Source organism: Gordonia oryzae, assembly GCF_003797185.1.
GTDB classification, from domain to species: domain Bacteria; phylum Actinomycetota; class Actinomycetes; order Mycobacteriales; family Mycobacteriaceae; genus Gordonia; species Gordonia oryzae.
Map to the genome: position 1 here is coordinate 1 of NZ_RKMH01000004.1, position 24717 is coordinate 24717.

Here is a 24717-nt window from a genome sequence, read left to right on the forward strand (position 1 = left end):
CACAAACCAGGAAAGCAAACCTGACAAAAACAAACCAAAAAACTGGCACAAAAAACTGCACACCACACCCCACAAAATAGAGCGCAATGCACAAACTCCAATGCCACAAAAAATGGCACCAAACAATCCACCAATACACTATCGAGTTCTCAAAGAACACACACCCACCAACACCACCCACACAAGAGGCAGAATCCGATGAGTTGTTCTATTTCCGAAATGTTAACCCCTTCCGGAGCAACTCTTCCAGAGTACCAGAACCTCACAGTACTCGCAACACGCTGGTCGCGGCCGATCGGTCATGGCAAACCCGGGACCTCATCCCGACACATGACTGTGCCCAGATCGAATTCTCGGGGCGGTCAACGACTACCCGGTTTCCACTCCCCTACCAAACTCCTCACGGAGCCCTCCGGGGCGGCGCCGCGGCGCGCTGACTCCGACTAAGTTACGCACCACGGCCGGAAGTTCCAAATCGGCAGGTCAGGCGCCTCGCAGTGCAACAGCTGGGACGTCATCAGGGTGGACGCAACGGCGATTCAGCGCTGTCACGTGCCACACGATTCGGTACGGACGTACCCGTCGTCCATCGGAGTGCCCCTGTAATGCGGCGCTCGGAGGGATTCGGACCGATCACCCCCGTCGGCAGACAATTCTCCCCCAAGACGAGGGATCTCGTTGCGATTGGGTCGCAGTGGGGCGCGGCGGGCGTCCCACGCGTTAGCGTATGACGACCAGCGTCCGGTTCGCCCGGATCCACTGGTCAACCGGGAGCAGTGTCGCCTCGAGACCGCGGGCCGCTCTTGGTCATCATCTCGGTCGTGCGCGCGCGACCGAACATTCACAGAGAGGTGGACACCATGCTCTGGACCATCATCAGCGCAATCGTCGTCGGTCTGATCGTCGGCGCACTCGCGCGACTACTGATGCCGGGCAAGCAGGACATCGGGGTGATCATGACCATCGTTCTCGGCATCGTCGGGTCACTGGTCGGATCGTGGCTGACCTACCAGCTTGGCTATAACAACAGCAACGGGGGCTGGGAGGTCATCCCGTTCATCGTCGGCATCGTCGTGGCAATCGTGTTGATCGCCGGCTACCTGGCGATCCGCGGGCGTGCCGTGCGGCAATAGCTCCCACACACCCGTAGGCGTACACAGCGCAGGACGTCCGACAACACAGATGACCGCGTCCGGCCGCTGAGGCCGACGCGGTCATCTGTCTTTCCCGAGGTGTTTGTCGTGGGCTGTTGCCCCACGCACAGCTACTTGAAGACGTCGAGCTTGCCGAACTTGTCGGCGAGCAGGTAGTACACCGCCAGGCGTGGATTGGACTTGCCGTCCTTCATGCCGGCCAGGACGTCGGTGATGGCCTTGTCGAGTTCGGCGTCGCTCTGGGTGAGTCCGAGCTTCTTCTTCAAGAAGTTCTCGCGGACCGTCTTGAGTTCCGCGGGGTCACTGGCCGAGACCAGCGCCGCGTCGCGATTGCGTAGCGCGAGGGCGTAGGTCGACGCCATCTTGTCGACCACCGCGGTATCGGCGTTCGGTGCGTAAGCGAGAACGGTGTCACGTGCATCGGACATCGGGAGCCTCCATTAGTTGATGTCGGACTTCTTCACGGCCGTGGGTCACGTTACGCGCGTGAGCGTCGCCGGGAGGCCGACTCCAAATGAATTCTCACCTGCGTGCTTCGCCTCGACGGTGATGCAGTACGTCGGTACCTCCGGTTGGCAATACCGGGTTGGCGAGGACATTTCTCTCCGCGTCGAATCCCGGAGCGATAGTGGTTGGCATACTTCCCTTCCCAGCTCTGCACCGTCGAGGTCAACAACACCTTTTACCGACTGTTCGACAGCGCGACCTTCGAGTCGTGCCGCGGACGTCCATGCGCGCCCACGGCCGTCGTGGCCGCTCACATCGTCAGGTGAGGTGATCGAACTCAAAGACCGACAGGGTCTCCCGATATCCGTCGGGCTCGGCCGACGCGGATAGTCGTCAGGGGGGTGATGCCGCACTCCTTCCACCCGCGGTCCAGTTCGGCGGGTCGGCCTTCGATGACGACGTCATGTCCGAGCACCTCGCGCAGCTGTTCGGCGGTGTGCCAGGCGCGCCGCATGGAGCTGCTGACGATCGAGTGCACTGCGCCGTACCGTCCACCACCGTCGGATTGCGCCAGACGTTTGGCCTGCACTCACCCCTCATCGGTGAGGTCCCGGTCGGCACCGGAATCGTCGATAAGATGAAGCGGATCGGCATGACGAATCAGCAACAGCTCCACGCAGGTCAGCTCACGCTCAGCACAGAGGTGACGTTGCGCAGGGCCGCGACCGAACGCCAGTCGATCACCGCCGTGCAGTTGCGACCACCTCCGTGCGGTTGCGACGAAGCAGCGCCAGGATCAAGGTGTTGACGACATCGTTGTCGGGGAGCACGTCGATGGCGGCCAAAATGATGTAGAGCCCGCTGGGCAACTGGATCTGGTAGTCGGCCACCGCTGTGGTCTCGTCGTATCCGTCGGACTTGCGCGAAAACTCCTCGAGTACCGACGGATCAACCGCATCTCGTGTGTTCTCCGCACCTCGAGGCCGGTGACCTGCCAGTCGATGATCACCGCACCGACGCCATCGGCGAGGCGCTCGAACACGATGTTGTCGACCCGCAGATGAAGACGTGGCCGAGCCCGAGTTGCGCGGCCTGCGCAACTCATCGAGTGAGTCCGGAGGGTTGCTGACATATCCACCGAGGGTGCAGAAACCCAGTTGGTCGGGTGCCGACAGTTGCGTCCTCGAGCACCGCGGCTCCGGCGGCCTCGGACATGCGTCGCTCCCGAATTCGTTGCAGTCGAACGTATGCGGTCGAGCGCACCGTGATCGCGGGCATGCACGAGGGCGTTGCGGGTCATTGACACGAACAGGTGATCGCCCCGGTCGCTACGCGTGACGCCGCTGCGACCCCAACGACGAGATTCGGAAACGTGGCGATGGGGTAGTCGGCGAGCAGCCTGTCGAAGGGGTAGTCGGCGACGCCATGCGCCGGCAGTTCTTTGTGATAGACGTCGAGTAGATCGCGTTCGTGGGCGCGCTGTGTCGCGGTGACGAGCGCGCCGATGAAGTAGGCGACGTCGTCGATGCCCGGTCCGTAGATGACGGCCTACCAGTCCAATGCAGCAAGCATGCCGTCGCCATCGGCGGCGTCGAAGAGGACGTTGTTGGGTCGGAAGTCGCCGTGCTGCACGGTGAACGGGATGCGAGGGAAATCACGGCAGGTGGAATCATCCGGTCCCACCGGAGGCGACTGACGGGACCGGACGAGTCAGGGGGGACGTCAGAGGAGGGTGACGGTACCCGCAGTACCGTCGACCTCGACCATCGCACCGTCGGTGATGCGTTTGGTGGCTTCGGTTGCCGAAACCACGCACGGAATCCCAAGCTCGCGGCTGACGATCGCGGCATGGGAGAACGGTGCACCCACGTCCACCACCACGGCCGCGGCCGCGACGAACAGTGGGGTCCACGACGGGTCGGTGATGGGCGCGACGAGGATGTCACCGGGCTCGAGTGCCGAAGGATCATCAGGGCTGGTGATGACGCGCGCCCGACCCCGTGCGGTGCCCCCACACGCCGGGACACCGGCGATGCTCTCGCCCGGCGCGGCGACCGTCGCTGTGTGCGACGACCGCAACGGCCATTCGGTCACCGGCGTCGGGGTGCCGTCGACGACGAACGGTGGTGTGCGGTCGAAGAGATCAAGGTAGATGCGTTCGCGCTCGATGAGCGTGTCGCGATAAGCCGCCGGGTCGGCGATGAAGCCGTCGAGTTCATCGGCGAAGACCATGAAGACCTGGCGCGCATCGTCGATGACGTTCTTCGCAGCCGCACGACGGCCCAGTTCGAGTGCGGGTAGACGCAATTCGTGAATCAGCATCGCCGCCGTGGTCCGACCGCGTTCACGCCCGCGCATCCACAGGGCCGACGCGTTGAGCACGGCCTCGAACTGTGCCGAAGCCTCGGGGTCGGCGGCCAGCATCTCACCGATCGCGGCCGCGGCCGCGTCGCGCTGCGCACCACGATCGGCCGATTTGGTCTCCGGGGCCTCCGACGCGTCAACCCCGCGCATGCGGTCGATCGTGGCCAATGCCAGGTCCGGATCGACTCCCCAGGTCGTCGCCCGGATCTCCCACTCCGAGGGTCCGCGAAAGTCCCAGTCGGCCAGGAAGCGGTCGAGTTGTTCGGTAAAGGCCACGACGGCCGGCGACTGCGATTCCTTGAGCTTGGCATAGAGTCCCCGCGTGCCGGCATCGAAGAGCGCGGCGACCTCGAGATCGCCTGCGGCGCGACTCAATTCCCACATTCGCAGGGAGGGACCGGCGGAGTCGACATTGCCGAGCCCGGCCACCAGGGTCAGCGCCTGCTCGGGCTTGCCGACCGCCTCCGCGAGTTGAGCGATGGCACCGAGTCCGACACCGCTCTTCAGGCTGGCCTCGATGTGGTGTTTGAACAATCGGCGCAGCAGGGTCTCGAAGGAGTTCATCCGCTCGACGAGCTCCGCATCGGTCATGGCGCTCAGGTCCGGTCGCGTGCGCCGGATCTCCTCCACCTCCGCCCGATCGGCGTCATAGGCGGCGAGATCCGTTGCACCCAAGACCTGTTCGGCCAGCCAGGCGCCGGCCTTGGCCTCGAACTCCGGGTTTTCGTCGAAGTCGCGCCGCTCGCTCTCGTACGAGGGGATGCCGGGCATGTCGCCGAAGTACTGCAGGTCGACGGCCTCGGCACTCATACCCGGGACACGGACCCCGAATAGGCGCATCAGCGACATGTTGATGTAGAGATAGCTACCGAACGCAGGCAAGATGTTGAAATCCACCTGGTTGTCGTAGAGATCGTGATCCCAGACGCCGCAGGCGACGAACGCGTCGCGCCAGCCCGGCTCGAGCGTGTGCTGGAATCCGAGGGACGCATTCAGCGGGGTGATCGGGTCGGGAAAAATCTCTCCGACATTAGCCCGCGAGTACAGCGGGTACAGCTTCGAGGTCTCGTCCATCAGGGGCCAGCTGTTCATCCGTGGCGTCCTTCCCTGTCGTGTGTGATCGTCATGGCGTCGGGTGTCGAGGAATCGATTCGAGGTCCATTAGCGAATCAATAGTCACATTATGGTGTGACTGACCTCACGCTGTCAATGGATTACCCGCCCGAGTTTCCCTCTGGTAGCGCGATGCATGCGATACCGCACCGGAGCAAACTAGACACTTATGTGATTCGTCAGTCACACTTACGGGATCGAGACGCGACGGACGAACGGAGATCGCGATGCGGATTCTGGTGACCAACGACGACGGCTACGACGCACCCGGGCTGAATGCCGCGGCGTCGGCCCTGATCGAGGCAGGTCACGAGGTGATCGTGGCTGCGCCGCTCACCGAACGCAGCGGAAGTGGCAGTTCGCTCGGCAGCATCGAGGACGGCGCTCACATCCCGGTGCTGTCCACGTCATTGCCGGGGCTGGGCGCAACGCCGGTTTATGCCTTCGACTGTCCGCCTGCGCTCGCCGTGGTCGCCTGCTGCGCCGGAAGCTACGGCCGGGCACCCGATCTCGTGGTCAGCGGCATCAATCCGGGCCACAACACCGGTCGGTCAATCCTGTTCTCCTCGACCGTCGGTGCCGTCCTGGCGGCTCGTGTGGCGGGCATCAGCGGACTCGCGGTCAGTTGCGGGTTCCCGCCGGCGCATCGCTTCGACACCGCCGCGACGGTGATCACCCGCCTCGTTGAGTGGATGACGGCATCGGGGGCACCGCGAATGTCGTTGAATGTCAACGTGCCCGACGTCGACTACGCCGACCTGGGCGGTATTCGGATCACCGGCCTGGCCGCCCGTAGCATGTTCAGCATCCGCATGTCGCCGACCGAGAGTGGGCTGATCCTGCATCGCGAGGAACGCTCACGGGGCTTCACCGAGGGCACCGACAGCGCCGCCGTCGCGGCGGGATTTGTGTCGGTGACCGCGCTGAGCGGTGTCGGCGACGAGAACGAAACCCTCGAGCTCGGCTCCCGACACGACGAGATCCTGGGCGCCCTCGAAAGGCTGTGAGTCAACGCCTTTCGAGGGTGCCGGCCCTGGTTTGGGTCACTCCTCGTCTGCGGCCTCGCGTTCGCGGCCCGTCGTCAGCAGCAGGTCCTGATGCAGTTCCATCCAGATGTCGTGGTAGCTGTCGTACATCGGCCGGGCGAAGGCCGCCGAATCACCCCCACGAACCTTCTTCAGGGCTGCCTCGAGCCGCCCGGCGTAGCGATACAGGCGGGGCGCAGCCGTGTCGGCGGGAGCGAGGGCGGCGGCGACGCGCTCGTGAATCCCGCACAGCTCGTCGATAACCCCGGCATCATAGGCGGCATCGGAATGATCGTTCGGCGACCCGTCGGCGGTCATCTGCCATGCGGCACAGACCTTCTTGAAGTCGGAGTTGATCGGTAGGAACTTCTCGTAGATGCCGAGGACCTGGGCCAGGACGGCATCGTCGAGGGCGGCCTCCGCGGAGCGCCGGTCGTACTCGGAGCGTCCGGCCGGGGTGATCATGGTGCCGCTCATCCGCGGAGTATCCCGACGGATCGCCCACCCGTTTTCCACGACGCGGGCGAGCGCCGTGGCACGCGTGGCGTCGTCGAGTCCGGTCATGTCACCCAGGACGGTGTCCGAGGCAAGGCCTTTGACCTTCAGGGCATGCAGGATCTCGACGACAGCGGGGTCGGTGACATTGAGAGTGCTCATACTCTTTCTCCTTGGTGTGCAGTCGATTCCGACTGTTGTACGGGTGGGGTGGCGAAGCGGGCAACGAGGGCACGTTTGTCGAGTTTTCCGGTGGCCAGCCGCGGCAGATCCGCGGTCACCTCGACGATCCGCGGAGCCTTGAAGTGGGCGATACGGTCACGGGAGTAGGCAATGATGTCGGCCGGGGCGGCGGTCCGGCCCGGACGCAGCTCGACGACGGCCTTGACCGACTCGCCGAACTCGGCGTCCGGTACGCCGATCACCCCGACGTCGGCGATCGCCGGGTGGGTCAGCAAAGCCGCCTCCACCTCGTCCGGGTAGATATTCACACCACCGGAGATGATCATGAATCCGGCGCGCCCGACGAGATAGAGGAATCCGTCGTCGTCGAGGTGCCCGATATCGCCCATCTGCTTGAGTTTGCCGCCGGCAGCGCCCGGACTGCGGTATGCCTGCTGCCAGAGCGCCTCGAAACACACTCGGCCGTCGACGCCCGCCGGCACCTCGGCACCGGAGTCGTCGACGATGTGGACGCGTGTCGCGCCCAGCGGGCGGCCCACCGAACCCGGATGTGCGCGTGCCTGTTTCGGATTGATGTAGGTGTGGCCGTATCCCTCCGAGGCGCCGTAGTACTCGTGCAAAATGTCGCCCCACCAGTCGAGGATCTGCTCCTTGACGTGCACCGGGCAGGGCGCTCCCGAGGTGAAGGCCACCCGGTGCGTCGGGGACAGCGACAGCCGCTCCCGATCGGGTAGGCGCAACAATCGGATCAGCATGGTGGGTACCCACTGGGAATGGGTCACGCCGTAGATAGAGATCGCTGCCATCGCGCCCGCCGCGTCGAAGCGCTCCATGCACACCACGGTGCCGCCGGCGGCAAGCGTGATGAGTTGGAAGGTGAAGGGCGCCGCGTGATAGTTCGGCGCCGGCGACAGCAGCACGGTGTGCTCGTCGACGCCGAGGTTGGTGACCAGACCCGAGTGACGTTGCGGCGCATCGGCCGGGTGGACGCCGAGTAACTGTTGCGCGAACCGCTTCGGCCGGCCGGTGGTGCCGCCGCTGTAGAGGACACGCGCACCGAGCAGTTCGTCGGCGACGGGGGTCTCCGGCAACCCCGCGGTCGCGGCGGCGAGGTCGGCGCATCCCTCGGGAGCGCCGTCGGCGCACAACACCAGCGGCGTCACCGGAAGCGCGGCCACGGCGGCGACGACCGTCTCGGCGAGCGCTGCACTGGTGACGATCACATCGGGGGCCGCCTCGTCGAGCAGGATGGCGAGCTCGGTGCCGGTGAGGTGCCAGTTGACCGGGGTCACGAAGAGTCCGGTACGCATGCCGGCGGCGACAACCACCGGCCAGGCGAGGTTGTTCTCCATGACGATGACCATGGTCGATCCCGGCGCCACCCCGTGTCGGCGCAGGTAATGGGCCACGCGGTTGGAGCGACGGTCAAGGTCGTCGTAGGTGAGCCGCTCCCCCGACCCGGCCATCACGTACGCCAGGTCGTCTGGGCGCTCACGCGCTGTGGTGGGTGGGTACACGTTCCTCCTGAGGCTGAGTACACGGGCGATGGCGGACGATTAGTTTGCGAACTGTTAGTCGCATTGGAGCTTGTCGCCCGCGGCGTCGACATCACATCGGTGTGTCATATTCGGTTCAGATTTGTGGTTCACACCACACCCTAGTCTATGATTTAGTGAAACTACAGTCGCAAACCACAGCCTTCTGGAGATGAGATGACCATCGCCGACCACATCGACCTGATGGACCTGGCCCCGTTTGCCGCGGGAACCGACGGCGCACTCTTTGCGCGCCTGCGCAACGACGACCCGCTGCACTGGAACGAGGAGCCAATGGGTCCGGGTTTCTGGTCGGTGACGCGTTACGCGGACATCAAGACCGTCGCCGCCGACGCCGAGACGTTCTCGGTGACCCAGGGGACCCAGATCCAGAGCCGACGCGCCGAGGGTGAGGGCGCTCGCAGCATCCATCACGTCGACCCGCCGGAGCACACGAAACTCCGCGGTATCGTCACACCGCAGGTCCGGCCGGTCAAGCTCAAAGCACTCGAGGCCGATATCACCGCCGTCATCGATCAACTGCTCGATGACGCCGCGAGCAACGACGGCATCGATTTCGTGTCGGCGGTGGCCGCGCAGCTGCCGCTGGTGATGATCGGGCGCCTGCTCGGCGCTCCCCTCGAGGATTGCCCGAACCTGCTGCGCTGGACCAATCAGATGGCCAGTGAGGACCCCGCCTACTCCGAGGGGCCGCAGACCGCCGTCCGCGCCCGGGACGAAGTGTTCGACTACTTCCGTGGTCTCGAGCGGCTGCGGCGCGAGTGCCCGGCCGACGACCTGATCAGCGTCCTGACCGCCGCCGAACTCGACGGGGTGCCGCTGAGCCGCGGATACCTCGACGCCTACTACCTGATCCTGATGGTCGCGGGGAACGAGACCACCCGGAACCTATTGTCGGGTGGGGTGACCGTGCTCGCCGAGAATCGGCAATGGTGGGACCACATGCGGGAGAACCCCAACAAGATCCGGGTCGTGGTGGAAGAGATGGTCCGATGGGTGACGCCGGTGATCTCGATGCGCCGCACCGCAACCCGCGACGTCGAGATGCACGGCAAGACCATCGCCGCCGGGGACAAGGTGGTGATGTGGTTCTGTTCGGCCAATCGCGACGAGCGGGTCTTCGACGACCCGGACACCTTTATCGGCACCCGATTCCCCAACGAGCACCTCGGTTTCGGTTGGGGTGCCCACGCGTGCCTCGGATCCAATCTGGCCAAGCTGGAAGCGAAGTTGTTCTTCACCCGGGTCATCGAGCGTGGCCTGGCGATCGACGTCCTCGATGGCCCGGACCGATTGCAGAGCAACTTCTTCCGCGGCATCAAGTCGTTGCCGGTGACGGTACGGGCGCACCGATGACCGCCTCCGTGCGCACCCGGCACGCGCCCGCCGCCGTCATCGGGCACGACGAGGTGGCGGGCTCGGCCACGGTGGACGTGGTGGACCCGTTCTCCGACCACGTGATCGGCACCACCGGGATCGCCGAGCCGGCGATCGTGGCGCAGGCCGTCGACGCGGCGGCAGACGCCTTTCCCGGGTGGTCGGCGACCCCGGCTGCCGACCGGGTCGCGGTGCTGCAGCGCGCCGCCGACCTGATCGAGAATCATGGCTCGCTGGCCGCCACCGTGACCGGCGAGATGGGCATGCCGATCAGCCTCGCGGGCGTCACGCAGCAATCGATGCCGGCATCGGTGCTCCGCGAGTTCGCTTGCGCGCTCGAGACATTCGCCTTCACCGAGGACATCGACGGCGCGCGGTTGCGCCGCGTACCGGCCGGTGTGGTCGGTGCGATCACACCGTGGAACATGCCCGTTCACCAGATCATCGCCAAGGTCGGGGCGTCACTCGCGGCCGGCTGCACCGTCGTCCTCAAACCATCGGAGGCCACGCCGTTCGACGCGCTGTTGGTGCGCGAATGCCTGCTCGCCGCCGGGCTTCCCGCCGGCGCGCTGGCCGTCGTCAACGGCACCGGTGAAAGCACCGGGGCCGCGCTCGCGAGCAACCCGGGGGTGGCGCACGTATCGTTCACTGGCAGTGTCCGGGCTGGGCGCTCGGTGGCCGCCAATGCCGCCGTCTCACTGCGCCGGGCGACACTCGAACTCGGCGGCAAATCGCCGGCCGTCGTTCTTCCCGACGCCGACCTCGACGCGGTGTTACCCCGGGTGCTGGCCTCCGGGCTGGTCAATTCCGGGCAGGCCTGCAATGCGACCACGCGCCTGGTGCTGCCGGCGAGCCGCGCCACCGAGGCCGAATCCATCATGGCCGAGGCAATCTCGGCGTTCCGACTGGGCGATCCGGCCGATCCGTCGACCACCCACGGACCACTCGCGTCCCGCGCGCACACCGAAAAGGTGCTCGCCTACATCGAGGCGGCCCGCGCTGACGGCGGGCGCATCGTTGCCGGCTTCGGCGAGAACCTGGCCCTCGGCCGGTCACGGTGCTTCGTCACGCCGGTGGTGTTCGCCGACCTCACCGCCGACGCCAAGGCCGTCCGCGAAGAGATCTTCGGCCCTGTGCTCGTCACGCAGTACTACGACGACCTCGCCGACGCGATCGCCATCGCCAACGACTCCGACTACGGCCTGTCGGCCGAGGTCTGGTCGACCCGAACCGAATTCGCCGTCGAGATCGCCGGCCATCTCGACGTCGGCCAGGTCAAGATCAACGGCGTGCGCACCCGCGAACGCCCGGCGGTGCCCTTCGGCGGCACCAAGAACTCCGGCTACGGCCGCGAACTCGGCGCCATCGGTATCGCCGAGTTCACAGAGATCAAGGCGGTGATGTCATGAGCGACCATCTCGATATCGTCAATGACCACGTCGAGGGCACCGCGGACGCTCCCGGGGGACGCACGATCGTGGTGACGGGCGCGGCGTCGGGTATCGGTGCAGCCCTGGTGCGTCGCCTGCTCGACGCCGATCCGCAGACCACGGTGATCGCACTCGATCTCCGCGAGAGCACCGACCCGCGAGCACGATCCGTCCACTGTGACCTGTCGGATCCGAGGTCGATCGACGCTGTCGCACTCCCCGACCACATCGACGCGCTGGCCAACGTCGCCGGGGTCCCCGGAACCGCATCGGCGTCGGTCGTCCTGGCGGTCAACACGTTCGGCGTACGCGCACTGACACTCCGCGTCCTGGAGCGGATGACCACCGGTGCGGTAGTGGTCAACGTCGCCTCTCTCGCCGCCCATCGCAACACCCAACCGCCCGAACGCATCACCGAGCTCCTCGCGGCCGAGAGCCGCGCGGACATCGACCGCTGGGTCGCGCAGACCGGAGTCGACGGCTCGGCGGCCTACGACACTTCCAAACGCGCACTGGTGGACTGGACCGTCGCGCTCTCCGCGGCGTTGCAGCCCCGTGGAATCCGCGCCGCCTCGGTGAGCCCCGGCCCCACCGAGACACCCATACTCGGCGACTTCGAGCAGACCATGGGAGTCGAGGCAATCAGCCGATCGGCCGGCGCGGTGGGCCGGCACGGCACCGCCGCGGAAACCGCCGCCGCCATCGACTTCCTGCTCTCCCCGGACGCCTCATGGGTCAACGGCATCGACATCCCGGTCGATGGTGGGCTCAGCGCCATCCGTGCCGCCACCGTCGAGAACCCACTGCGCCCCGTCGCCACTGACTCCCGCTCCTCCTCGCCCGTCTGAACGCACCGGACCAAAGGATCACCCCGATGACCACCACACACACCCGACACGTACTCGCACTCGATGGTTCGGCCCCCGCCGACCGTGAACTGCTGGGCGGCAAGGCCTTCAGCGTCAACCGGATGCGGGCGCTCGGCCTTCCGGTCCCACCGGCCTTCGCGCTGGCGACCCCGCTGTGCGGCAGGTATCACGATGCCGGCGGTCACCTACCCGACGACGTGTGGCACGACGCCCTGGCCGCGCTCCAACAACTCGAGCGCGATACCGGAAAGCGCTTCGGGCAGGGCCCCTTCCCGCTGTTGGTGTCGGTACGGTCCGGAGCCGCCCAGAGCATGCCGGGGATGATGGACACCGTGCTCAATCTCGGGCTGACCGAAGCGCTGGTGACCGACCTCGGCGCGGCAACCGGGGACCCGGCGTGGGCCCACGACACCTGGCAGCGTTTCTGCACCGGTTACGGCGAGATCGTGCTCGGCGACAACACCGCCCTGCCGCCGGCGGATCCCTACGACCAGCTGCGGGAGGCGATCGGGGCGGTCTTCGGGTCCTGGACCAACGACCGCGTGGCCGCCTACCGACGGCGCCATGGTCTCGGAGTAGGCGGCGGCACCGCGGTGACCGTCCAGGCGATGGTCTTCGGCAATCGGGATGACCACTCGGGTACCGGCGTGGTGTTCAGCCGCGATCCGGCCACCGGCGAGCGAAGGTTGTTCGGCGAGTGGCTGTCTCGCGCACAGGGCGAGGACGTGGTCTCCGGTGAGCGGACACCCGAGACGATCGCGCAGTTCGCCGCACACGACCCGGAGCTCTATCGGCAGCTGGCCGAGATCGCCGAGGTCCTCGAGCAGGAGAATCGCGACCTCGTCGACATCGAGTTCACCGTCGAATCCGGACGTCTCTACATGCTGCAGTGCCGTTCGGGCAAACGGTCGGCACGTGCGGCGGTGCGGATCGCGGTGGAACTGGTGCGCGAGGGTGTGATCTCCGAGGCCGAGGCGCTCCAGCGGGTCAGTGCCGAGCAGGTGCACACACTTCTCGAGGACTCCACCGTCAGCGGGGTGGCCGAACCGATCGCGCGAGGGGTCGGTGCGGGACCCGGAGCCGCGACGGGCACCGTTTACACCGACACCGATGCCGCGTGCGCGGCCGCCGCCGTCGGCGAGTCGGTGGTGTTGGTACGTCCATCGACCTCACCGGTGGACGTCCCGGCGATGTTCGAGTCCGTGGCGGTGGTCACCGAGGTTGGGGGCACCACCTCGCATGCCGCCCTCGTCTGCCGCGAGATCGGCGTGCCCTGCGTGGTCGGCTGCGGCACCGGGCTCAGCGCGGAACTCGACGGTCGCACCGTCACCGTGGACGGGACCACCGGAACGATCTACGACGGCGACACCCTCGCGGCCGGCGACGGGCAGGACGAGTACCTGACCGCGCTGGTCGGGTTCCTGCCCGATCCGCTGCCCGCCGACCATCCGCTCGCACTGCTCGCGCGACCCGCTCAGGAGGACTCAGACCGATGACATCCGAGTCAGGCAGCCCCGGCACCGACGGAATCGATGCGGTCTACACCGCCGCCGGGTTGATAGACGGGTCTGCGTCGATTGCCAAGCGCCCCAACCGACGTGGCGAGCAGACCCGGGACAAGCTGGTCAAAGCCGCGGTCGAGTGCTTCACCGAGTATGGGTACACCCGCACCAGGATCTCCGATATCACCCACCACGCCGACACCGCGCAGGGAAACTTCTACCGACACTTCACCAGCCTCGACGATATTTTCCTCGCAGCTCTACGCCCGTCACTGACCGAACTCGCCGCCGCGCGACTACGACCGGATCACGCGCACGGCGAACTCGAATCACTCATCGAGGTGAACACGACCTACCTACAGTCCTATGCACGCAACCGGCACATGCTGCGCCTTCTCCGTGAGGCGGCCGCCGCGAGCGAGAACAAGGGATTCCAGCAATTGTGGCTGAACCTGCGCGCCGACTTCGTCCGGCGCACTGAGCGGTGGCTGACGCGACTGGAGGATCAGGGGGTCATCGCGCACTGTGACAAGAGCCTGCTGGCCGAGACCCTCGGTTGCGCCACCGAACAGATGGCCTACGTGCACGTCGGCCTGCCGGTGACCGCTCCACGACGCGAACGAATCGAAGATCTCGGTCGCGCGCTGGGGGAATTGTGGTACCGCGCATTGCCACTCGCGGAGGCCGTCAGCGAGGTGCACCGGTGACGGCGGCGACCACGGGGACCGGCGAAGTGCCGGTCGAATCACGCTCGCGCACTCTGGGTATCGATGTGGAGGTGGTCGGGGTCGTCGACGAGACCACTGATGCCCGCACCATTCACTTTCGGCTGCCCGACGGAATCGAGCAACGTCCGGGACAGTTCGTCACCATCCGCATCCCCAGCGACCGGACCGGTTCGGTGGCGCGCAGCTATTCGTTGAGCACCGCACCCGGAGTCGACGACATCCCGGCGGTGACCATCAAGCGCGTCACCGACGGCTACGGTTCGAACTGGTTGTGTGACAACATCTCCGCGGGCGATGTACTGCATATCATCGCACCGTCGGGGCTGTTCACCCCGCACTCGTGGGACCACCGGCTGACGTTGTTCGCAGCGGGCAGTGGCATCACCCCGGTCATGTCGATCCTGCGATCGGCGCTGGAATTGCACACCTGTCCGGTCACCCTCTTCTACGCCAACCGCGACCGGCCGTCGACCATCTTCGCCGACGAGCTCGACCGGCTGATCGCACGCCATCCGGAGCGGCTCCGCGTGCACCATTGGCGAGAGGACTCCGACGGGCTACCGACCGCCGAGGCCGTGGCCGCGCTCTGCGCCGCTTCCCGCGGTGAGGTCGCCGGCGGAGAGGTCTTCGTGTGCGGACCCACTCCGTTCATGGATCTGGTGGAGCGCCAAGCGCTCGCAGCGGGAGTGCCACACACCGATCTGCACATCGAGCGCTATGTGTCGTTGACCGGCGACCCGTTCACGTTGTCGGTGACCGACGAGTGCTCAACACAATGCACGCTGACCATCCACATCGACGGTACTGTCTCAGAAATTGTTTGCGCCACAACGACTCCCCTGCTCGACGCGATGCTGTCGGAGGGTATCGACGCACCCTACTCGTGTCGGGAGGGTGATTGCGGGTCCTGCGTCGCCCGCCTGGTCTCGGGCACCGTCGACCACGGGAACGGCGTCGCGCTCGAACCCGAGGACATCGACGACGGCTACCTCCTGACGTGTCAGGCAACGCCTCGCTCGCTCGAGCTGGAGATCGAAATCGAGTAGTCGGCGTCAGCCGTCGTAGGCCAGACCGACACCCCATCGACCTGTAGGTGCCCGGAACTGGGTGTCGTTGCCGTGCGGAACACGGCGCGGTGTCTGGGCGATCACACCGGCAGCGAACTGTATCGGTGTCGTGCTGAACCGTGGGTGAGGCGGTGACGAGCGGCCGTCGACATCGGGGGTCGTGGACGATTGGCACCTGGGTCCTACGAATGGGGGGATCCTCGCGCGCGACACGGCACTTGATGGTGAGGATCCGTAGCCTCGCTACCAGCGCATGAGGCAAGCCCGGTCATGATGCAGCCCGAATAGAACCAGACGGGCCCTCGAGGAGCCGGATCGCCGAGCGGTGGCGGACGCGGGTTACACCCGGATGAGAGGTGCGGGATGGGCGCAGAGCGTGCAGACGACATGCGCGGCCACGTCGACTTCGACACGGCCGTCAACGAGGCCTGGGCCCGATACCGTCATCTGCTCGCGGCCCTTCTGTCCGACCTCGACGACGGCCAGGAACTCGTCGTCCAACAGAGCCTCGAGATCCCCGAAGGATCCCACGGCGTACTGAGCTTCTCTGCCCGCGACGACCGTATCGTATGCACGATCGTCGAGGACGATCTGCATCCGCACCCCGACGTGATGCGCGGGAACATCGCCGATCTCACACTCCTCGGCTGGGATCGCAACGACGGTGACGGATCATTCACCTCGCAAGCCGATCGAGCACAGGTCGACGCTCTCGCCGCGCTGACCACCACCACACTGATCGAGGTTTGGGGTGTCGGACATCCGGCCTTCCTGACCGGTGACGCACCTGCCCGACACGAGCCGGCGCTCGAGGTGATCGCTCTGCCCGCGCGGCACAGTGACCTGCGGGCCATGGTGGTCGAGGCGCTCGGGACCATGTCGGGGCATCCGGTGATGGTCGACGACGACGGTGACATTCCATTGCCGACCGGCGAGGTGAAGTCGTGGCTGCGGATTCTGCGCGAGCGCCCGACATTGGAGTTCTTCGGCATCGTCGTCGATCGCGTCGCCGATCTGCCTGCGGCCTACCGCTTCGTGGCAACCGAGACCCTGCCCTACACCGGGATCAAACTCGTCGTGCACGACACCTGCGTCGTCGCCGTCCTGACGGTCGAGGCCACCGCGTTCGCACGCCACAACGTCGCGGCTGGTATCGGCCAGTGGTTGCAATTCGTCGACGAGGTGCGCCCGAAGATCGTCTCGGCGCTCACCGACGACGCATGCGGACCAGGTCTCTGAAGCGAGTCCCCGCCTACCGCGCCCACCCCAGCGCATCGGCCCACGTGAGCGCAGCGGTCTTGGTGTATGCGCCGAGTGGGTAGTCACCACCGTGCGGGTTCTTCCCGGTGATCGAGACGCTACCGCGGACGGGGATCCGCTCACCCTGGCGTCCTCCGAGAGATGGGTCATGGCGATCACCTGCCGGCCGATCATGCGGGCGTCCCTCTGATTCGTGGGTCCGGCGGTACCGGGCACTGTGCCCGCGCCCGTCGTGGACGTGAGACTCGGGGACTCGGGGGACGCCTGCGCACGTGATGACCTGGAAAGGGGCGGCCACACCCCGGGCGAGGTCTCCGATCAATAGCGCACTCAGCAACGGTGCTCGTCGACGCACTGCAACGCGTCCCCCTCACGCATCGGCTGCGGGCCGTGGCTCGCTGCACACCCAACATCCCCACCGTCGGTGAGGTTGGTTGACCGCATCCACCGTGAGCCTGGTTGGCCACGACCATCGAGGCGGGTTGATGCAGATGAGGAACCCACATCCGCCGGCCGGGGTGACTGTGCCCCCCGTGATCCGGCACCCTGGTTGCTGTGCCGGATGACCTGCTGATAGCGCGCAATCCCGAGGAGGGCACGTCGCTGCCCTATCTCGTGCGTTTGCCCTTGGGCCCCGACGGGATTGTGTTGAAGACCCGGGAGACCTGGCCACGTACCACCAAGGTGTACTGCCAGCGCGTCGGCGAGTGGCCGGAGGACCCCGAGATCGTCGAGTGCCTGGCGGTACGGTCGATCAGCCGTCGTGGCGCGGCCATCGACCTGGTGCTCGAACGCGGACGGGAGAATCGCTCGCAGTTCGTACTGACCCGCGCTCGCGGGCGCGAGATGGTGTTCTGGCAATCACGACGCACCGCCAAACAGGCCCGACCAAACGTGACGGTCCCCACCGCGCGAGCGCACGGTCGCATTGTCGACATCGTGGTCGACACCCGAGAACGCTACGGCTACAAATTTTCCGCACAGCAGGCGCACACGAGCAAGCGTGGTCTCCCAGTCGGCGACTATGCGGTCTTCGACGGCGAGGACCTGGTGGCGACCGCCGAACGCAAGAGCATCGAGGACCTCGCGTCGAGCCTGTTGTCCGGCAAGATGACCTACGTCATGGCCGATCTCGCCGCACAGCCGCGTGGCGCGGTGATCGTCGACTCCGGGTACTCGAAACTCTTCAAACTCGAACACGCACCGGCCTCCTCAGTGGCCGATGCCGTCGCCGAGGCCCAAGCCAGGTTTCCGACGGTGCCGATCGTGTTCTGTGAGACACGCGCTCTCGCACAGGAATGGCTGTACCGCTGGTTCGGCGCCTGCCTGGCCGAGTGGGATCTCGACCGGGCGGGAAAGAGCTCGCCGACACAGCTCAGCGGCGGCATGGTGGGCATGCCGACCGACCCGGATGGCCTATGACCACTCTCCCCCGGAGCAGGTGATCGATGAGCCCTGGCTCCACCGTGTGAATGATTGCGATGCTCGCGGTGGCCCCGAGCATCCCGCCTCCAACTCGCTCCGCGCGAGGGGACGGTGCAGAAATGGCCTTGCTTCCTACGCTATGCCGATCGCCCTGGTCGGAGTGTGCATCGTGGGATTCGGCGTCGGCGACGGTATCGTCGCCGCGTGCTCCGTCATGATACTTCCCACGATGGCGTTCCTGCGCTGCAAGAACCTCCGATGATCTATTGACCCTCGCGTCGCAGACCGATCGACGTGGGCAGTCGGCGGCGGCCTCGGTTCGTTCGCGGTAGCACCTCCGCCAAGACCGCGATCGCTGATGCATTCGATGTACGGTCTCACTCCCCGTGGATCGGGCAGTACCCCGAAGCAGTTGCACATGCGCGCCACTCAATGGCCATCGCGTACATTGACTGCCAGCCACGCTGGCCCGGCACGCGGGTCGATCGATCGAGGGGGAATTGGGTGAACAGTCCGAATCCGCCCTACGGGCAACCCAGTCCGTACGGGCAACCACCGCCGGGGCAACCCCCGTACGGGCAGCCAGGGTACGGGGCGCCAGGGTACGGGGCGCCGCAACCCGGAAGTCAACTGCCCGGTCAACCCCAGTACGCGCAACCACCGAGCCCCGGTCAACCCCAGTACGCGCAACCACCGAGCCCCGGTCAACCCCAGTACGGGCCGCTACCCCAGCATCCGGGTTCACTGCAGAAGAATCCGGCCCCGGACGCCTATCACCCCGGAGGCGGGCAAGGCGCGCCGCCGGTGCAAGCAGGTCAGCAGCAGGGCGTCACCATCGACGCGAAATTCTTCCCGCTCATGTGGTTGCTGTTCTTCATCAAGCCGAAGATCGCCGTCGACGGCCAGGAACGCCCCGGCACGTGGGGCCGCAACGAGATCCCGCTGCCGCCTGGAGCGCATCACGTGCACGTCCATGTTCCGTACCTTCTGCCACCGCGTATCGGGCCTGCCGATCTCCCGGTGCTCGTGGCGCCGGGCCAGGGCGTCGAACTGGAGTATCGGGCGCCGGTGTGGGCATACTCCCGCGGGTCGCTGGGGCCCGCGCCACAGCAGTACAACGGTGTCGGTCTGGCCATCGCTGTGTCGGTCATCCCGATCGTGTTGATCGTGCTGATCGTCATCCTGAACGTGGCGATCGCGACGAGCTGATCGCACTCGCGTCAAGCGCATCGCATACGAACAACCCCGCCCGGTATCGGGCGGGGTTGTTCGTATGTCGCACTGGTCAGGGCGCAGCGCGCTGGCTCACTGCCACGTCCAGAGCCACCGGCGCGAACGCGGGTCGTAGCGGCGGACGCGGCGGCGGCGCTGGACCGGGGCGGGGTGGTTGTTGCGACTGGGTGCGGCCATGTGTGGCTCCTTTTGGTTGGCACCTCCGAGATCCGCTGTGTGCGTTTCTCTCTGACGGGTTCTACGATGCACGGTCAGACTTGGCAGACGATGCCTGTCGCCTTCGGAGTTGCTGCTTCCCTTGAAATATGGGGTGAGTCACCGCAATCGGGGTGCTTGCGAGGAGCTGCTCGGATCTTGACGACATCTTGGCGCCGGTATACCTGTTGCTGTGTTGCAGAGCCGGGTAGACCAAAGAGGTGAGCTTGTTCGAGCTACTGCCCTCTCTGAAAGGTGTTCTGGTGTCCCGATCCTTCGATCCCGCACTCTGGCCGGTCGTGATTCATTCGTCGGGGACCGATCTTTTCATCGGTGGGACCGCCCTGCGCGCCGAATCACTGCGTCACACAACAGGATTCTTCATCGATGCCGCAGGCGAACCGCGCTGCCCGACGACCGATGAGTGCCACCCCGCATCCTTGATGGACTCAGCACGCCGGGTTCTAGTCACCAGGATCATCGCAGCGCACGTCACGGGTGGACGCGCGCTGGTGCGTGTCGATGCTGCACTGCCGCAGACCACCGCGATCGCCGATGTGGCGTTCGTCGGTGTCGGGCTGACCGGAGCGGCCATGGCCGACATCACCGTGGTCGATACCACCGGGCATCGGCGGACGGTGCATGCCGAGTTGCCTGCCGGGGCCATCGCCACCGCGACACTGGTGATCGCATTGCGTCCGGTCGCCGATCGGGCCGTCGCCGATCAGGCCGTCGTTGGTACCCACGGCCCGCGCGCCGCCTCACCCTCGAGCTGCATGGAGTCGCCGGGAGGCAGACGGTAGACGCTTCGCCCCCTTTCCCGGACTCGTCGCCTAGCCTCGGGCACATGAGTGTCCTGGTAACGACGCCCACGGCGGCAGCCACGCGGCGCCGGGAAAATCGTCGTCCGCCCTGCCTTGACGCGGCGGTGGTCGCCACGGTCATCGCCTTGCTTCTTGCGGCGGCGGTGTACGGCATCGCGGGGCGCACGTCGTGGGGGTCAGCTCGTCAACCAGTACGTCCTCGACGCGAGCCGGCGCGCATCCGCCGTGGCCCACGTGCCGCACGCCGCAGTCACCTCATGCGTGGTGGTGGTGATCACGGCGGCACCGACGTGGCTGCAGCCCATCATCGGTGCGACGTGGGCCTCGGTCATCGGATTCGGACTGATCGCCGACGGTCGGCACCGACCCAGTGATGTAGTGATGTCGGTGCTTGTCGTCGTCTGTCTCGGCGCCTTGCTGCCCGATCCGTGGGCCGACTCCCCGCCACCTCGGGCTCGTTCCTGATGCGTTGCCTGGCAATTCTCGTCACCGTCAGCGCCAGGGGCAGCGCTGTGCGGATTGCTCGCCGTGTGTGAACGACGCGAGGGAGATTTCCGCGAGCCGTCCAGTGTTCACCGAGGCAGTCACTGCTCGACGCCGTCGGCGTCGGCTCGGGGCTCACCGGTGATCTCTCGACCATCCGGGATCCAGCTGACCCGGCGGTGCATCGATCAGGCCGTGTGCGACGGCGAGTTCACCGCGGCCGACATTGCGCAAACAGTGGGAGTCACTCTGCGGCCCTGGAATCGGGCATGCGCGGAGTCCGCAACATCGGCGAGCCAATAGTCCGCGGACAGCGCCTCGCCGTACTCTCGACGACCTGCGTATCAGGAGCCGGACGAACGTCGGCGACATCGCGGCGAAGTCCGGATTCAGCGCTCACGCGCAGTTGTGCACCACGGTGCGACGGCGACGCGGTATCTCTCACCGATCGGATTGAGGCGCAGCGAGATCGCGCGTCCCTCGTCGGCCTAACGGTGCCATTGACTAATGGCACGGTTGGTGCTGTCATGTATGCATGACCGTGGCACCGCTCACCTCCTCCACCGATTCGGGTCCCGACGAGGTCTCGGCGCGTCTCCTCGCTTCGGCTGCGCGCCTATCCCGCAACGCTATGACCGAGATCGACTGGGACGCCCCTATGGACCCGACCAAATACGGCTGTAGTCCCGAATGGTCGACGCTCTATGGAACTCCGTACTGGCAGGAGATGACCGAAGAACAGCGAATCCGACTGACTCGGCACGAGTTCGCCTCGATCATGTCGATCGGGATCTGGTTCGAGATGATGCTGCAGGCGGTGGTGATCCGCGACCAATATCTCACCGACTACCATCGCCCCGAATTCCAGTTCGCGCTCACCGAGATCGCCGACGAATGCCGCCACTCGATCATGTTCGCCAAGGCGACCGAGAAAATGGTCGGTACGTCCTACACGCCGCATCCACGGCTCGGTCGGTTCGGCAAGTTCTTCATGGCGACGGTCAAGGACGAGGTGGCCTACGCGGGCATCCTCGTGGCCGAGGAGATCCTCGACGTGTTCCAGCGTGGTTGCATGCGTGACGAGCGCGTGCTGCCGTTCATTCGCACCGTCAACGAGATCCACGTGCTCGAGGAGTCGCGGCACATGAAATTCGCCCGCGAGGAAGTCCGTGAGTCGGTGCGCGACCTCGGCTACATCAAGCGGCAGTGGAGTGCCGTCTACCTCGCCACCGCTGCGTCCTACATCTTCACCAGCCTCGTCCGCCCCCAGGCCTACATTGACGCCGGGCTCGACCATCACCGCGCAATCAGCGAAATGCGGCGCAACCACCACTTCCAGTCCATGGTGCGCACCGGCTGTGCGCATCTCATGGAGTTCCTCGACGAGGTGGGACTCCTCACCCCAGCCGCAGCGCGGATCTATCGTAAGGTGCACATGCTCTGAGAGGTCTGACGCGGTGCCCTCATCAGGCAGGGCGCACCGACGAATTCTTCAACTCACGCAACGCAGTCCGAAGTCCGCGACGCTTTCCCGTCACCGGGTCGACACCAAATTGTGTGCGGATGCCCTCGCGGAAGGCAAAACGCAACTCCGAGGCGGTCTCGGGAGCGTCGTCGGCGGTTGCCTTGAGAAATGCGTTGGGCACCGACAGCTTCAGGATCGTCCGGAACGTCTGCGCGTACTGATGCACGATGCTGCCGGTGGTGTAGGGCAGGTCGTATGTGTCGCACAGTTCCCGCACCCGCACTCCGATCTCCTCATAACGATTGCTCGGCAGGTCGGGGAACATGTGGTGCTCGATCTGGTGACTGAGATTGCCGCTCATGAAGCGCATGATCGGTCCGGCCCGGAAGTTGGCTGATCCCAACATCTGTCGCAGATACCACCGCGGCTGATCCTCTTCCTCGTACTCGGCGACGGTGAACTTCTCGGCACCGTCGGGGAAATGACCGCAGAAGATCACCATGTACGCCCAATAGTTCCGGATGAAGTTGGCGGTCAGGTTCGCGGTGAGCGTGGTGCGCCAGTAGGGGCCCGACAGCGCCGGGAAGATCAGGTAGTCCTTGGCGGCCTGCTTTCCGATCTTGCGGCCGATGATGCGCAAATCCTTGGCGGCCTGCCGATAGGTCTTCTCCTTCTTGCGCAGCTTCTCGGTCTCGAGATGGTGCAGCGCGACACCGTATTCGAAGAACGTTCCCAGCGTCAGGTTGATGAACGGGTTACCGAGATTCCACCATTCCCACGGTTGATCGCGGGTCACGCGCAGGATGCCGTAACCCACGTCGTCGTCCATCCCGACGATGTTCGTGTACTTGTGGTGCACGAAGTTGTGCGAATGCTTCCACTGCACGCTTGGGCACGCGGTGTCCCACTCCCACGACGACGAGTGAATCTCGGGATCGTTCATCCAGTCCCATTGACCGTGCATCACGTTGTGGCCGAGTTCCATGTTCTCGACGATCTTGGCGAGCCCGAGCATGCCCGCTCCCAAGAACCAGGCTGGACGCCGATTGCTGAACATCAGTACCACTCGGCCACCGGCGGCGAGGGATCGTTGAATGGTGATGACGCGCTTGATGTAACGAGCGTCATCAGCCCCGCGCGATTCTTCGATGTCGCGTCGGATGGCGTCGAGTTCGGCGCCGAGCGCCTCGACGTCGGCCTCGGTCAGATGGGCATAGGTGTCGATGTCGGTGATCGCCATGAGCATCGTCCTCCCGATGATCGGACTGGTGTGCGGCGACGTGAGCCGCAGGATGGGATGCGGCCGCGGGCTGGACCGGCATCAGTGGTTTCTTCTACAGGTCGAGCGTGCATTCCCCGGATACTGCGCTGATACACGTCTGGATACGTTCGCCCTCGCGACGTTCTTCTCCGGTGCGCAGGTCACGCGCGTACCCCTGGGCCAGCGGGACCACACAGGTTTGGCAGATGCCCATCCGACAGCCAAAGGGCATCTGGATTCCGAGATCCTCACCGGCCTCAAGGAGTGTGGTCGCCCCGTCGAGCTCCGCGGTCCTCTGGGACTTGGTGAAGGTAACGGTGCCGCCCTCGCCGCCGACGTCGGTCCGCGCGATGGCGAACCGCTCGATGTGCAGTTGATCGCGGAGGTCGGCCGCCGAATACGCCGACTCGATGTCGTCGAGGAAGGCGACCGGCCCGCATGCCCAGCACGACCGCTCCCGCCAATCGGGGACCTGCGCGTCGATATCGTCGATGGAGAACTTGCCGTCCGACCGAGTCAGTTGCAGCGCAAGCGAATACGTCGGAACCTGCTCGTCGAGGGACTCGAGTTCGTCGAGGAAGATCACCTCGTCGCGGGTGGGCGCGGAGTGCACGTGGACGGTGTCAGGGATCGCGCCGCGTGCACTCATCGAGCGCAGCATGCCCATGACCGGGGTGATCCCGCTGCCCGCGGTGAGGAACAGAATCGACTCGGGCAGCGGCTCGGGAAGGTGAAAATCGCCTTTGGGGGCGGCAAGGCGAATCACCGTCCCTGGGGCGACACCGTCGACGAGGTGCGTCGACAGGAAGCCGTCGGGGTTTGCCTTGACGGTGATAGAGATGGTGTCGTCGGTGTTCTCGCCGAACGATGTCAGCGAGTACGAGCGCCAGTGCCAGCGACCATCGACCTGCAGGCCGATCCCGACGTACTGACCGGCCTTGTAGTCCGCGGGGAATCCCCAGCCCGTCTTGATGACGACCGTCGCCGAGACGTCGGTCTCCTTACGAACCTTGATGATGCGTCCGCGCAGCTCGCGCGCCGACCACAGCGGATTGATCAGGTGCAGGTAGTCATCGGGCAACAGTGGCGTGGTGGCCCGTGCGACGAGTCCGCGCACGACGTTGGCCTGCGGACTTCTCGCGTTGACCCCCGCGGCTGGACGTTTGCTCCAGCGGAGAAGATTCATCGGCCTCCCTCGGTCACAGTGTGCACGACTGTACACCCACAGAGTGGCCTACATCACCGCGTTCACGGCTTCCTG

General features: G+C 65.7%; 25 protein-coding genes. 16 read left to right on the forward strand and 9 right to left on the reverse strand.

All coding sequences use genetic code 11. The annotated features are described in order from the left end of the window. Both EF294_RS21655 and EF294_RS05900 read left to right on the forward strand, forming a co-directional pair. Window positions 1–202: hypothetical protein (locus tag EF294_RS21655; RefSeq protein WP_221182441.1), on the forward strand; the 202-nt coding region annotated here is incomplete at its 5' end. A 658-nt stretch (window positions 203–860) separates the two neighbouring features. Beyond that, window positions 861–1133, forward strand: a complete 273-nt coding sequence (locus tag EF294_RS05900) for a GlsB/YeaQ/YmgE family stress response membrane protein (protein WP_006368925.1) — start codon at window positions 861–863, stop codon at window positions 1131–1133. 131 nt (window positions 1134–1264) lie between these two features. Here the strand turns inward: EF294_RS05900 and EF294_RS05905 are convergent, their stop codons facing one another. Next, window positions 1265–1582, reverse strand: coding sequence for a DUF2853 family protein (locus EF294_RS05905; protein WP_123926769.1), 318 nt, complete (start codon window positions 1580–1582; stop codon window positions 1265–1267). A 204-nt stretch (window positions 1583–1786) separates the two neighbouring features. Here EF294_RS05905 and EF294_RS22535 point away from each other — a divergent pair, with 204 nt between their 5' ends. Then, window positions 1787–1927 carry a hypothetical protein gene (locus tag EF294_RS22535; protein WP_342774323.1) on the forward strand — a complete coding sequence of 47 codons (141 nt, stop codon included), beginning with the start codon at window positions 1787–1789 and terminating at the stop codon, window positions 1925–1927. 11 nt (window positions 1928–1938) lie between these two features. Here EF294_RS22535 and EF294_RS05915 read toward each other — a convergent pair whose 3' ends face one another. From EF294_RS05915 to EF294_RS05930, 4 genes are all read right to left on the reverse strand, one after another. Beyond that, a complete protein-coding gene (locus EF294_RS05915; protein ID WP_246007711.1) occupies window positions 1939–2190 on the reverse strand; it encodes a histidine phosphatase family protein in 252 nt (83 codons plus the stop codon). Between the two features lie 151 nt (window positions 2191–2341). After that, window positions 2342–2491, reverse strand: coding sequence for a hypothetical protein (locus tag EF294_RS21945; protein WP_246007712.1), 150 nt, complete (start codon window positions 2489–2491; stop codon window positions 2342–2344). Window positions 2492–3149: 658 nt separating this feature from the next. Next, window positions 3150–3284 (reverse strand): phosphotransferase, encoded by a 135-nt coding sequence (locus tag EF294_RS21950; RefSeq protein WP_246007713.1) that lies wholly within the window; start codon window positions 3282–3284, stop codon window positions 3150–3152. 39 nt (window positions 3285–3323) lie between these two features. Next, on the reverse strand, window positions 3324–5057 hold the full coding sequence (locus tag EF294_RS05930) for a PEP-utilizing enzyme (protein WP_123926772.1): 1734 nt from the start codon (window positions 5055–5057) through the stop codon (window positions 3324–3326). 248 nt (window positions 5058–5305) lie between these two features. Here EF294_RS05930 and surE point away from each other — a divergent pair, with 248 nt between their 5' ends. Beyond that, window positions 5306–6085 carry a 5'/3'-nucleotidase SurE gene (gene surE, locus EF294_RS05935; protein ID WP_123926775.1) on the forward strand — a complete coding sequence of 260 codons (780 nt, stop codon included), beginning with the start codon at window positions 5306–5308 and terminating at the stop codon, window positions 6083–6085. Window positions 6086–6121: 36 nt separating this feature from the next. Here surE and EF294_RS05940 read toward each other — a convergent pair whose 3' ends face one another. Together EF294_RS05940 and EF294_RS05945 are read right to left on the reverse strand one after the other, a co-directional pair. Next, window positions 6122–6760 (reverse strand): MarR family transcriptional regulator, encoded by a 639-nt coding sequence (locus tag EF294_RS05940; protein ID WP_123926778.1) that lies wholly within the window; start codon window positions 6758–6760, stop codon window positions 6122–6124. Beyond that, the gene (locus EF294_RS05945) at window positions 6757–8298 is read right to left on the reverse strand and encodes an AMP-binding protein (RefSeq protein ID WP_123926781.1); all 1542 of its coding nucleotides are present in this window, start codon (window positions 8296–8298) and stop codon (window positions 6757–6759) included. The genes EF294_RS05940 and EF294_RS05945 overlap by 4 nt, the downstream gene beginning before the upstream one ends. Before the next feature lie 195 nt (window positions 8299–8493). Here EF294_RS05945 and EF294_RS05950 point away from each other — a divergent pair, with 195 nt between their 5' ends. The 12 genes from EF294_RS05950 (at window position 8494) to EF294_RS06010 (ending at window position 22174) form a co-directional block, all read left to right on the forward strand. Next, window positions 8494–9693 (forward strand): cytochrome P450, encoded by a 1200-nt coding sequence (locus EF294_RS05950; protein ID WP_123926785.1) that lies wholly within the window; start codon window positions 8494–8496, stop codon window positions 9691–9693. Then, on the forward strand, window positions 9690–11123 hold the full coding sequence (locus tag EF294_RS05955) for an aldehyde dehydrogenase family protein (protein ID WP_123926788.1): 1434 nt from the start codon (window positions 9690–9692) through the stop codon (window positions 11121–11123). Before EF294_RS05950 ends, EF294_RS05955 begins: the two co-directional genes overlap by 4 nt. After that, window positions 11120–11992, forward strand: a complete 873-nt coding sequence (locus EF294_RS05960; RefSeq protein WP_123926791.1) for an SDR family oxidoreductase — start codon at window positions 11120–11122, stop codon at window positions 11990–11992. The genes EF294_RS05955 and EF294_RS05960 overlap by 4 nt, the downstream gene beginning before the upstream one ends. Before the next feature lie 26 nt (window positions 11993–12018). Next, window positions 12019–13509, forward strand: a complete 1491-nt coding sequence (locus tag EF294_RS05965) for a pyruvate, phosphate dikinase (RefSeq protein WP_123926794.1) — start codon at window positions 12019–12021, stop codon at window positions 13507–13509. After that, window positions 13506–14222, forward strand: coding sequence for a TetR/AcrR family transcriptional regulator (locus EF294_RS05970; protein ID WP_123926797.1), 717 nt, complete (start codon window positions 13506–13508; stop codon window positions 14220–14222). Before EF294_RS05965 ends, EF294_RS05970 begins: the two co-directional genes overlap by 4 nt. Then, window positions 14219–15289 carry a ferredoxin--NADP reductase gene (locus tag EF294_RS05975; protein WP_123926800.1) on the forward strand — a complete coding sequence of 357 codons (1071 nt, stop codon included), beginning with the start codon at window positions 14219–14221 and terminating at the stop codon, window positions 15287–15289. Before EF294_RS05970 ends, EF294_RS05975 begins: the two co-directional genes overlap by 4 nt. 384 nt (window positions 15290–15673) lie before the next feature. Beyond that, the gene (locus EF294_RS05980) at window positions 15674–16549 is read left to right on the forward strand and encodes a TY-Chap domain-containing protein (RefSeq protein WP_123926802.1); all 876 of its coding nucleotides are present in this window, start codon (window positions 15674–15676) and stop codon (window positions 16547–16549) included. A gap of 576 nt (window positions 16550–17125) precedes the next feature. Beyond that, the gene (locus tag EF294_RS05985) at window positions 17126–17992 is read left to right on the forward strand and encodes an ERCC4 domain-containing protein (protein ID WP_123926805.1); all 867 of its coding nucleotides are present in this window, start codon (window positions 17126–17128) and stop codon (window positions 17990–17992) included. 807 nt (window positions 17993–18799) lie between these two features. After that, window positions 18800–19204, forward strand: a complete 405-nt coding sequence (locus EF294_RS05995) for a hypothetical protein (protein WP_123927527.1) — start codon at window positions 18800–18802, stop codon at window positions 19202–19204. Window positions 19205–19650: 446 nt separating this feature from the next. After that, window positions 19651–20226: a hypothetical protein gene (locus EF294_RS06000; RefSeq protein WP_246007737.1), complete on the forward strand. Its 576-nt coding sequence runs from the start codon at window positions 19651–19653 to the stop codon at window positions 20224–20226. Window positions 20227–20481: 255 nt separating this feature from the next. Then, the gene (locus EF294_RS21960) at window positions 20482–20712 is read left to right on the forward strand and encodes a phosphatase PAP2 family protein (protein ID WP_246007714.1); all 231 of its coding nucleotides are present in this window, start codon (window positions 20482–20484) and stop codon (window positions 20710–20712) included. Between the two features lie 553 nt (window positions 20713–21265). Then, complete coding sequence (locus EF294_RS06010) at window positions 21266–22174, forward strand: AurF N-oxygenase family protein (protein ID WP_123926808.1); 909 nt, start codon at window positions 21266–21268, stop codon at window positions 22172–22174. A gap of 22 nt (window positions 22175–22196) precedes the next feature. Here EF294_RS06010 and EF294_RS06015 read toward each other — a convergent pair whose 3' ends face one another. After that, window positions 22197–23435 carry a fatty acid desaturase family protein gene (locus EF294_RS06015; protein WP_185090961.1) on the reverse strand — a complete coding sequence of 413 codons (1239 nt, stop codon included), beginning with the start codon at window positions 23433–23435 and terminating at the stop codon, window positions 22197–22199. A gap of 94 nt (window positions 23436–23529) precedes the next feature. Next, a complete protein-coding gene (locus tag EF294_RS06020) occupies window positions 23530–24642 on the reverse strand; it encodes a ferredoxin reductase (protein WP_123926815.1) in 1113 nt (370 codons plus the stop codon). Window positions 24643–24717 lie beyond the last annotated feature (75 nt).